Source organism: Acidovorax sp. (assembly GCF_046341535.1).
In the GTDB taxonomy this organism is placed as follows: domain Bacteria; phylum Pseudomonadota; class Gammaproteobacteria; order Burkholderiales; family Burkholderiaceae_C; genus Acidovorax.
The window spans coordinates 1-10211 of the sequence record NZ_JBKDRI010000014.1; the positions used below are offsets into that span (position 1 = coordinate 1).

At 65.7% G+C, this 10211-nt stretch carries 8 protein-coding genes; 1 reads left to right on the top strand and 7 read right to left on the bottom strand.

Annotated features, from left to right (window positions below):
- Window positions 1-224 precede the first annotated feature (224 nt).
- From ACK543_RS00785 to ACK543_RS00815, 7 genes are all read right to left on the bottom strand, one after another.
- Window positions 225-1586, bottom strand: a complete 1362-nt coding sequence (locus ACK543_RS00785) for a molybdopterin molybdotransferase MoeA (protein ID WP_409940979.1) — start codon at window positions 1584-1586, stop codon at window positions 225-227.
- Between the two features lie 72 nt (window positions 1587-1658).
- On the bottom strand, window positions 1659-2216 hold the full coding sequence (locus ACK543_RS00790) for an N-acetyltransferase family protein (RefSeq protein ID WP_409940980.1): 558 nt from the start codon (window positions 2214-2216) through the stop codon (window positions 1659-1661).
- Between the two features lie 106 nt (window positions 2217-2322).
- Window positions 2323-2946 (bottom strand): molybdenum cofactor guanylyltransferase MobA, encoded by a 624-nt coding sequence (mobA, locus tag ACK543_RS00795; RefSeq protein WP_409940981.1) that lies wholly within the window; start codon window positions 2944-2946, stop codon window positions 2323-2325.
- 140 nt (window positions 2947-3086) lie between these two features.
- Entirely contained in the window at window positions 3087-4223 is a 1137-nt protein-coding gene (gene moaA, locus ACK543_RS00800; protein ID WP_409940982.1) for a GTP 3',8-cyclase MoaA, read from the bottom strand.
- A 120-nt stretch (window positions 4224-4343) separates the two neighbouring features.
- Complete coding sequence (locus ACK543_RS00805; protein WP_409940983.1) at window positions 4344-5105, bottom strand: SDR family oxidoreductase; 762 nt, start codon at window positions 5103-5105, stop codon at window positions 4344-4346.
- Between the two features lie 333 nt (window positions 5106-5438).
- On the bottom strand, window positions 5439-6872 hold the full coding sequence (locus ACK543_RS00810) for an aldehyde dehydrogenase family protein (RefSeq protein ID WP_409940984.1): 1434 nt from the start codon (window positions 6870-6872) through the stop codon (window positions 5439-5441).
- A gap of 202 nt (window positions 6873-7074) precedes the next feature.
- A complete protein-coding gene (locus ACK543_RS00815; RefSeq protein WP_409940985.1) occupies window positions 7075-9153 on the bottom strand; it encodes a sodium-translocating pyrophosphatase in 2079 nt (692 codons plus the stop codon).
- A 266-nt stretch (window positions 9154-9419) separates the two neighbouring features.
- Here ACK543_RS00815 and ppa point away from each other — a divergent pair, with 266 nt between their 5' ends.
- Window positions 9420-9953 carry an inorganic diphosphatase gene (gene ppa / locus ACK543_RS00820; RefSeq protein ID WP_409940986.1) on the top strand — a complete coding sequence of 178 codons (534 nt, stop codon included), beginning with the start codon at window positions 9420-9422 and terminating at the stop codon, window positions 9951-9953.
- Window positions 9954-10211 lie beyond the last annotated feature (258 nt).

The window sequence follows — 10211 nt, forward strand, 5'->3', positions numbered from 1 at the left end:
GCAAATGCATCCAACTGCCGTTTTTATTGAGTCGGCATCAACCAACTTGAATGCGTTGATGCGGTTCGAAGCTCTGCGCAAGGCTTCGACAGGCTCAGCCCGAACGGCTGGTTCAAGTTCAAAGGTGCCGACTCAATAGGATCATGGAGGTGGTGTGAGAACAGCTGCGAAGTGGATGCAAAGGCCCCCGCATGTCGAGCGCAAAGAGCCTCCGGTCGTGGCGCTCAAATCACCCCGTCGAACACCATCACGTCCACCGCGTCGCCCACAGCCACGTTGCCCTGGTCGTGGTGCAGCACGATGAGGCCAGTGGCCTGCACCATGGAACTGAGCACGCCCGAGCCCTGGTTGCCGGTGGTGCGCACGTGCAAGCTGCCGTCGGGCGCGGTGGTCACCGTGCCGCGCTGGTACTCGGTGCGACCGGGCTTTTTGCGCATGGCTTCGGCACTGGTGGCGCGCAGCAGGGGCGGGGCCGGGTGGGTGCTGCCCATCATGCGCAGCAGGGCGGGGCGCACAAAGGCCAAAAACGTCACCATCACAGCCACGGGGTTTCCGGGCAGGCCAAAGAGCACGGAGCCTGTTGGGGAAGAATTGCTATTAGTTTGATAGCTATCAGAGCTTATTTGACGTGCGTCATTGGCTGATTTGATATCAGATTCTCCCGTGCCACCGATACGACCCACAGCCATGGGCCGCCCGGGGCGCATGGCAATGCGCCAAAACGCCACATCGCCCAGCTTTTTCATCATGGCGCGGGTGTGGTCGGCCTCGCCCACGCTCACGCCGCCGCTGGTGATGATGGCGTCGGCACGCGCTGCGGCTTCGCGGAAGGCGGCCTCCAGCAGGGCGGGTTCGTCGCGCACCACGCCCAGGTCGATCACCTCCACGCCCAGGCGTGTGAGCAGACCGAACACCGTGTATCGGTTGCTGTCGTACACAGCGCCTTCGCGCGGGGCTTCGCCCAGGCTCAGGATTTCATCGCCGGTGGAGAAGTACGCCACCCGCAGGCGGCGGTACACCGTGATGGTGCCCAGCCCCAGACTGGCGAGCAGGCCCAGCGCCGCAGGCGTGAGCCTTTCGCCGCGCGCCAGGGCCACGCCGCCTTCCATCAGATCCTCGCCCTTGAAGCGCCGGTTGTCGCCCGTGCGCACCACATCGGCCGCCAGGGTGATGGCACCGCCGCCAGAGGCCTGCGTGGTGAACTCCTGGGGCACCACGGTGTCCAGCCCCGGGGGCATGATGGCCCCGGTCATGATCTTCACGCAGTCGCCGGGGCCGACCTGCCCGGACCACGCCTTGCCGGCCAGTGCCGTGCCCACCACACGCAGCGTGAGCGGCAGGCCCGCCAACAGTTGCGCGCCCGCCAGCGCATAGCCGTCCATGGCGGAGTTGTCATGGGGGGGCACGCTGATGGGCGAGATCACATCGCGCGCCACCACGCGGCCCAGCGCGTCGAAGATGGCCACTTCCTCGGTCTCGGCCACCGGCTCGGCAAGGCGCTCCAGGAATGCATGGACATCGCAAGCCCGCAGGGCCTGCGGGTCGTAGCCCTGGAGTTCGGCGGCAATCTGGGCAATGGTTTTCATGGCGATGGGGGTCGATGGATCGTAGGTAGATTGGGGCAGGGCGTGTGCGCTGGCCTGCCTTGGCCGGTGGGTTCAGGCTGCGGGCGGCTCGCTTTGGCCGCCCTGATCAGCCGCTGAGGTTAACAAACGCAGCATGTGCAATTTGTCGTACCCCACGCCGTCCACCACGATGGCGCGTGGCAGCAGCCCCCACGCGCGAAAGCCGGCTTGCTCGTACAGGCGCACCACATGCGCGTTGGATGCGGTCACGGTCAGCACCAGCTGCGTGAGCCCCGGCACCTGGCCCGCGGCCTCGATGCAGGCGGCGACCAGTGCTTGGCCAATGCCCCGGCGCTGCGCCCCGGGCACGACCATCATGCTCACCACGCCGGCGCAATGGCGCTGCTGCAAACGGGCCTTGCGCTCGCAGCCGATGCAGCCCAGCAGGTGGCCCGCCTCATCGAATGCGCCCAGGAAGAAGTTGCCTGAATCCACGCTCCCAAACCGGCTTACGTATTCGCTCGCGTCTCGCCCTACTGACGAGGCCCAGTCCGACGTGAAGGCCTCGGGGGCAGTGCGCAGCGACTCGTCACGCAGCGCCTTGTAGGCAACGGCGTCGGTGGCGGCAAGCGGGCGGATGTGGATGGACATGTGCGCAGGGGGAGGGTATGGCTGCCGACGGCGCGTAATGTTGTGTGGTCGGGGCTCACGGCGGCGCGCGGCGGGGCCGTGCGCGCAGCCGCCACCCGCGACGGTTTCAGGTGCCTTCGAGGGCCTGCAACTCGGCCAGGGTGTTGGCGTTGAAGAATGCCCTGGCATCGTCGCCCGGCGCATCGAACGGCACGATGGCGCAGCGGTGCTGGCCGGTCCAGGCGTCGATCTTGCGGCCACCGGCCTGTGTGAAGGCGACCAGGCTCTCCAGCAGGTCCACGCGCAGCAGGCAGAACACAGGCTGGGGTCGCACGGTGGTGCGGCCGGTGCCGTCGTCCTCGGGCGCGGCGGCCATGGCGATGTCGGTGCCCTGGGCATCCGCTGCGGCTGCCAGCCGCTGGGCCAGGTCCAGCGGGAACAGCGGCGTATCGCACGGCACCGTGAGCAGCCACGGCGTTTCGCAGCGCTCCAGCCCAGTCAAAAAGCCCGCCAGCGGCCCGGCATAGTCGGCCAGCACATCGGGCCACACCGGCGCGCCAAAGGCCTCGTAGGCCGCCAGGTTGCGGTTGGCATTGACCATGCTGGTTCCGGTCTGCATCTGCAGCCGCATCAGCGTGTGCAGCGCCAGGGGCAGGCCGCGAAAGTTTTGCAGGCCTTTGTCCACGCCGCCCATGCGGGAGCCGCGGCCGCCTGCGAGAACCAGGCCGGTGATGTCTTGGGTGTCAATCATGTTGTTGCAGGGGTTGTGCGGTGGGCGCCCGCCAGGGCAGGGTCGCCCGGCCAGGGCCGACCCGCAGCAAGGGCTGCGACCCTCTCCCGCGCAGCGGGGGCGATGGAGGGCGCTGCAGGCGACTGTGGGGCGGCTGCATGTCAGCCGCCGATGTAGCTCATCTCCACGCGGCGCGCGCCCATGGATGTGTCGGCCTGGAGGCTGCCGCGCAGTTCGGAGTACCGGTCGGTTCGCTGCTGCCAGATCGGAGCGATCGCCGAGGCGATGTCGGCATCACTGGCACCGCCGCGCAGCAGCGCGCGCAGGTCATGGCCCTGGCTGGCAAACAGGCACAGGTAGAGCTGGCCTTCGGTGGACAGGCGAGCCCGGTTGCAGTCGTGGCAGAAGGCCTGGGTCACGCTGCTGATCACGCCCACCTCGCCCAGCGCCGGGTCGTGGCGGCCGGTGGCATCGGCATAGCCCCAGCGCTCGGCGGTTTCGCCGGGGTTGCTGGGATCGAGCTGCACCAGCGGCAGTTCGGCGCGCAGGCGCTCGATGAGTTCGGCCGATGGCAGAACTTCGTCCATGCGCCAGCCGTTGGTGGCCCCCACATCCATGTATTCGATGAAGCGCAGCGTGGTGCCCGAGCCGCGAAAGTGCCGCGCCATGGGCAGGATTTCATGGTCGTTGGTACCGCGCTTGACCACCATGTTGACCTTGATGTGCGACAGGCCCGCAGCGTGCGCGGCCTCGATGCCCGCCAGCACGTCGGCCACCGGAAAATCCACATCGTTCATGCGGCGGAACACCGCATCCTGAAGGCCATCGAGGCTCACGGTCACGCGGTTCAGACCCGCGTCTTTCAAGGCCCGGGCCTTGCGGGCCAGCAGTGATCCGTTGGTGGTGAGGGTGAGGTCGGGCGCGGTGCCATCCACGGTGCGAAGCTGCGCCAGTTGGGCGACGAGTTCTTCCAGGCCCTTGCGCAGCAGGGGCTCGCCGCCGGTCAGGCGGATCTTGCGCACGCCGTGCGCCAGAAACAGCCGCGCCAGCCGCGTGATCTCTTCGAAGCTCAGTAGTGCGCTATGCGGCAAGTAGGGGTAGTCTTTGTTGAAAACTTCCTTGGGCATGCAGTAGTTGCAGCGGAAGTTGCAGCGGTCGGTCACGCTGATGCGCAGGTCGCGCAGCGGGCGGCCGCGCGTGTCCGTCAGCAGCCCGGTAGGTGTCGCGGCCTGGTCAGGCACCCTGGCCGGCCGCGAGGCCAGGCGCTCATCCACCAGGGGGATGACGCGTTCAGCCATGGCGGGGCTCAAGGGTGGGGGCAAGAGGGCGCATGCGGGGCATTTTCTCACTCTGGCCAGCGACGGTTTTGGGGATGTCCACACTCGCGGCGCGGCGGTGGGCCCCGACCCGCGCCCGGCTCACACGCAGCGAGCGCCGTCCACCTCGATGCACGCGCCGCTGATGAAGGCGGCCTCGTCGCTGGCCAGGAACAGGGCGGCATTGGCAACATCGAGCGCGGTTGAAAAACGCCCCAGCGGAATGGTGGCCAGAAACTTCGCGCGGCGTGCCTCGTCCAGCGGGCCGCCGGCAAATTCGGCGGCCAGGCCGGTGTCGGGGTTGAAGACGGGGTTGATGCAGTTCACGCGGATGTTGTCGGGACCGAGTTCGGCCGCCATGGATTTGCTGGTGATGATGACGGCACCCTTGGAGCCGTTGTACCAGGTCAGGCCCGGGCGGGGGCGCAGTCCGGCGGTGGATGCAATGTTGATGAAGCTGCCGCCCCCCGACTGGTGCAGTGCGGGCACGGCGTGGATGGCCGACAGGTAAATGCTTTTCATGTTGATGGCATAGACCTTGTCAAACTCGTCCTCGCTCACCTCCAGCATCGGGCGGTTGCGGTGCGTCCAGCCGGCGTTGTTGACCACCACGTCCAGCCGGCCATACAGGCGCACGGCTTCATCGACCATCGCCTTCACCTCGGCGGAACGGGTCACGTCGGCCTGGAAGAACGCTGCCGTGCCGCCTGCGGCGGCGATCTCGGCCACCACGCGCTGACCACCGGCTTCATGGATGTCGTTGACCAGCACCCGGCCGCCCTCGGCCGCCAGGCGTTTGGCGATGCCCTCCCCAATGCCGTTGCCAGCGCCGGTGACGATGATGGATTTGTGCTTCACGCGCATGAGGATCTCCGGTGGGGTGGGCCATGAAAAATCAAAAATGATCGTCAAGGGAAGCTCTGCATAACCCTCGCGAGGATGCGCTGGTGCGGATCGGGATAGTCCACAAGGCGCTTTTTGCAGCCAATAGCGTGGCTATTGGCAAGAAAAGCAACGCCGTGGACTGCCCGAGCCCGCGCCCGCGCCCGCGCAGACCGCAGGGAGTTATGCAGAGGTTCCCAAGAGGCCGTGTGTACCGTGCGCCGCAACCCCGGGCACGGGGCCGGGCGAAGGTGTTGGAAGGTGCGGGGGAGGGCGCGTGGCACACAGGCGCGACGGGAGATGCTGCGAGCGCCGTCAGCCGTACTTGATGGCCACGGTCTTGAGGGTGGTAAAGCCGTACAGCGCTTCCACGCCTTTTTCGCGCCCGTAGCCGCTGGATTTCACGCCGCCAAACGGCAGCTCCACGCCGCCCGCCGCTCCATAGTTGTTGATGAACACCTGACCGCTGTGGACCCGCCGGGCCATGCGGAACTGGCGCGCGCCGTCGCGCGTCCAGATACCGGCCACCAGGCCGAACGGTGTGGCGTTGGCCAGCTCCACGGCGTGGTCTTCATCCTCAAAGGCCATGGCGCTGAGCACGGGGCCGAAGATTTCCTCCTGCGCCAGGCGGTGGTTCACGGGCACATCGCGCAGCAGCGTGGGGGCCTGGTAGTAGCCGGTCTCGGGGGCTTCGTCCACCACCACGCCCTGGGCCACCATCGGAATGCCCGCGACCTGTGCGTCCGACAAAAAGTCCCACACGCGCTGCTGCTGCGTCTGGCGGATCAGCGGGCCGACGTCAAGGTCCATCACGGCGGGGCCCACGCGCAGCCTTTCAAAGGCCTGGCCCAGGCGCGCGAGCAGGGGTTCGTAAATGAGCGAGTCGATCAGCACGCGCGATCCGGCCGAGCAGGTTTGCCCGGCGTTCTGCACGATGGCGTTGATGACCACGGGGATGGCAGCATCCAGGTCGGCGTCGGCAAAGATGATCTGCGGGCTCTTGCCACCGAGCTCCAGGGTCACGGGGCAATGGCGTTCGGCGGCCACTTGCTGGATCAGCGTGCCGACCCTGGGGCTGCCGGTAAAGCTGATGTGGGCTATGCCCGGGTGGCGTGCCAGCGCGTCCCCCGCCTCGTGGCCATAGCCGGTGACGATATTGATCGCACCGGCCGGAAAACCCACCTCGGCCGCCAGTTGCGCCACGCGGATGAGCGAAAGGCACGCATCCTCGGCGGGCTTGACCACGCACACATTGCCGGCAGCCAGCGCACCGCCCACGCTGCGGCCAAAGATCTGCATGGGGTAGTTCCAGGGAATCACATGGCCTGTAACGCCGTGGGGCTCGCGCCAGGTGAGCACGCTGTATCCGTCCGGGTAGGGGATGGTCTCGCCGTGGAACTTATCGCAGGCCCCGGCGTAGAAATCAAAGTAGCGCGCCAGCGCCATCGCATCGGCCCGCGCCTGCCGGGTGGGCTTGCCGCAATCGCGCCGCTCCAGCGCCGTGAGCTCATCGGCATGCTCCAGGATCCTGGCCGAGAGCTTTTGCAACAGCCGGCCACGCTCTGCGGGAGCCAGCTTGTGCCACACCGCGGTGTAGCACTGCCGCGCCGCGTGCACCGCCGCATCGATGTCGTCGGCATCGCTGCGCTGGATCTCGTCGAACGGCTGGCCGTCGGACGGATCGATCACCGGGATGGTGCGGCCTGAAGACGACGGCACCGCAGCGTTGGCGATGTGGTTCAGTTGCATGGCCGGTATGGTTACCTCGGATGGAATGCGGGCTGATTATTTGAATAAAAAAGGCCTATCGCGCCCGCCTGTAAACGATTTTGTGCTATCGTAAGTATAGCAAATGGCGGCGTGCTCTCCGCTGCGCCGGCACGCGCCGATGGCGCGGCGCAGCGAGGCTCTGGCCCGGTTCGCGTGACCGGCGCGCGAACCGGGGTGCCGTTCAACTGTGGAACTTGACCACCAGCGGCACGATGAGCAGCGCCACGATGTTGATGATCTTGATGAGCGGGTTGATGGCCGGACCTGCGGTGTCCTTGTAGGGGTCGCCCACGGTGTCACCGGTCACGGCGGCCTTGTGGGCCTCGCTGCCCTTGCCGCCGTGGTGGCCGTCTTCGATGTACTTTTTGGCGTTGTCCCAGGCTCCGCCACCAGTACACATGCTGATGGCCACGAAAAGACCGGTGACGATGGTGCCCATCAGCAACCCGCCCAGCGCCTTGGGCCCCAGGGCCAGCCCGACCACGATGGGCACGATCACGGGCAGCAGGCTGGGGATCACCATTTCTTTGATGGCGGCGCTGGTCAGCATGTCAACGGCACGGCCGTACTCGGGCTTGGCTGTGCCGTCCATGATGCCGGTGATGTCGCGGAACTGTCGCCGCACTTCAACAACCACAGCCCCCGCAGCGCGGCCGACGGCTTCCATCGCCATCGCGCCGAACAGGTAGGGGATCAGCCCGCCAATGAACAGCCCGATGATGACCAGCGGGTCGCTCAGATCAAAACTGATGGCTCGGCCATAGCTTTCGAGCTTGTGCGTGTAGTCGGCAAACAGCACCAGTGCCGCAAGGCCCGCAGAGCCGATGGCATAGCCCTTGGTGACGGCTTTGGTGGTGTTGCCTACGGCGTCCAGGGGGTCGGTGATGTCCCGCACGCTGCTGGGCATCTCGGCCATTTCAGCAATGCCGCCCGCGTTGTCGGTGATGGGGCCATAGGCATCCAGCGCCACGACGATGCCCGCCATGCTCAGCATGGACATGGCTGCCACGGCGATGCCATACAGACCGGCAAGCTGGTAGGCCGCCAGGATGGCCAGGCACACGAAGATGACCGGCCATGCGGTGGAGCGCATCGACACCCCCAGACCCGCAATGATGTTGGTACCGTGCCCGGTGGTCGATGCCTGTGCGATATGCTGCACCGGCGAGTATTGCGTGCCGGTGTAGAACTCCGTGATCCAGACCAGCGCCGCCGTGAGACCAAGGCCGGTGGCACAGGCTCCAAACAAGCGCAACTGGCTGCCGCTGGCGCTGATGGCGTTGTCGGGGATGATCCACAGCGTCACGAAATAGAACGCGACCAGCGAGAGTCCGCCCGCGATGGCCAGGCCCTTGTACAGCGCTGGCATCACGTTCTTCATGCCGGGCGAGGCTTTCACGAAGAAGCAGCCGATGATCGACGCAATGATGGACACGGCACCCAGCGCCAGCGGGTACACCACGGCGTTGATGGGCGCAGTGGCCACCAGCAGCGCGCCCAGCACCATGGTGGCAATCAGCGTGACGGCATAGGTCTCAAACAGGTCGGCGGCCATGCCGGCGCAGTCGCCCACGTTATCGCCCACGTTGTCTGCAATCACGGCGGGGTTGCGCGGGTCATCCTCGGGGATGCCGGCCTCCACCTTGCCGACCAGGTCGGCACCCACGTCTGCCCCTTTGGTGAAGATGCCCCCGCCCAGGCGCGCAAAGATCGAAATCAGCGAAGAGCCAAACGCAAACCCGATCAGGGGGTTGAGCAGCGTGGCCAGGTTGGTTGTGGGCTTGAGGTTGCCGTTGCCCACAAGGAACCAGTAAAACGCCGTGACGCCCAGCAGCCCGAGGCCCACCACCAGCATGCCGGTGATGGCACCGCCGCGGAAGGCCACGTCCAGCGCGGGGCCGATGCCTTGTGTTGCTGCCTGGGCAGTGCGCACGTTGGCCCGCACCGATACGTTCATGCCGATGAAGCCGCAGGCGCCCGAGAGCACCGCGCCCACCACGAAGCCGATCGCCGTGGTGCTGTCAAGAAAAACGCCGATGAGGATCGCCAGGACGATGCCCACGATGGCAATCGTCTTGTATTGCCGGGCAAGGTACGCTGCCGCGCCGGCCTGGATGGCCGAGGCAATCTCCTGCATGCGGGCGTTGCCCGGGTCTTTGGAAAGAATCCAGCTCCTGGTCCAGAGGCCATAAGCCACCGCGATCAGGCCGCACACGAGTGCGAGGACGATAGGGGATGTCAATGCTGAACTTGCAGCCATTCATTTCTCCTTGGATGATGCGCGAAGGGGGACAACGCATCGGTGGTGTCCCCGCTGCGTTGCTTCCTCGTGCCCTGTCCTGCAGAGCCGATTGGCCAACAGATCGAATTTACAGCCAAACCAGCCGCTGCAAGCAAGGCGCAAGGAGCCTGGCCCTAAAATCAGGGTTAATCCCGACATCGCCGGGCTGGTCCCGCGCAGTGCCCGGGGCAACCAGGGGCGATTGCATCGTGGGTTGCCGTTTTTCAAATCCACCCTTCTGAGTCATGTCCCTGAACAACGTATCCCCTGGCAGTCACGCACCCGAGACCTTCAACGTCGTCATCGAAATCCCGATGAACGCCGACCCGATCAAGTACGAAGTGGACAAGGAATCTGGCGCGATCTTCGTGGACCGTTTCATGACCACGGCCATGCACTACCCCACCAACTACGGCTATGTGCCGCGCACGCTGTCGGGGGACGGCGACCCGGTGGATGTGCTGGTCATCACGCCCTATCCCCTGCATCCGGGCGTTGTCGTGACGTGCCGCCCCCTGGGCATCCTCATGATGGAAGACGAAGCGGGCATGGATGGCAAGGTCATCGCCGTGCCGACCTCCAAGATTTTGCCTATGTACGACCACTGGCAGACCATTCATGACGTCAACCCCATGCGCCGCAACGCCATCGCTCACTTCTTTGAGCACTACAAAGACCTGGAAAAAGGCAAGTGGGTGAAGGTGGTGGGCTGGGACGGCGTGGACGCCGCCAGGAAAGAAGTGGCTGACGGTATCGAAAACTTCAAGAAGAGCTCGTAAGCGCTTGCGGGATGTTGGCCTCGCGCAACGCGAGCCCTGGCTTTCCCGTGACTTGCCAAACAGCCTGCCGGTGTGCGCCTGCGGGCTGTTTTTGTTTGTGCAGACGTCTGAACCCAAATAAGGGGTATCTATTTAGCTCCAGCAGCCCCATTGATGCTGTGATTTCATCCAGCCATCGTATCCGATTGCCCATCCCCGCTGCTCTTGCTCACAACATCCCCATAGGTCACTGGCGGCGTCACTACCGCCTGCTGCAGC

Excerpts from the sequence above, each read along its gene's own strand:
- moaA (WP_409940982.1), bottom strand. The coding sequence starts at position 4,223 with ATGGCTGAACGCGTCATCCCCCTGGTGGATGAGCGCCTGGCCTCGCGG.
- ACK543_RS00785 (WP_409940979.1), bottom strand. The coding sequence starts at position 1,586 with ATGAAAACCATTGCCCAGATTGCCGCCGAACTCCAGGGCTACGACCCG.
- ppa (WP_409940986.1), top strand. The coding sequence starts at position 9,420 with ATGTCCCTGAACAACGTATCCCCTGGCAGTCACGCACCCGAGACCTTC.
- ACK543_RS00815 (WP_409940985.1), bottom strand. The coding sequence starts at position 9,153 with ATGGCTGCAAGTTCAGCATTGACATCCCCTATCGTCCTCGCACTCGTG.
- ACK543_RS00810 (WP_409940984.1), bottom strand. The coding sequence starts at position 6,872 with ATGCAACTGAACCACATCGCCAACGCTGCGGTGCCGTCGTCTTCAGGC.
- ACK543_RS00790 (WP_409940980.1), bottom strand. The coding sequence starts at position 2,216 with ATGTCCATCCACATCCGCCCGCTTGCCGCCACCGACGCCGTTGCCTAC.
- ACK543_RS00805 (WP_409940983.1), bottom strand. The coding sequence starts at position 5,105 with ATGCGCGTGAAGCACAAATCCATCATCGTCACCGGCGCTGGCAACGGC.
- mobA (WP_409940981.1), bottom strand. The coding sequence starts at position 2,946 with ATGATTGACACCCAAGACATCACCGGCCTGGTTCTCGCAGGCGGCCGC.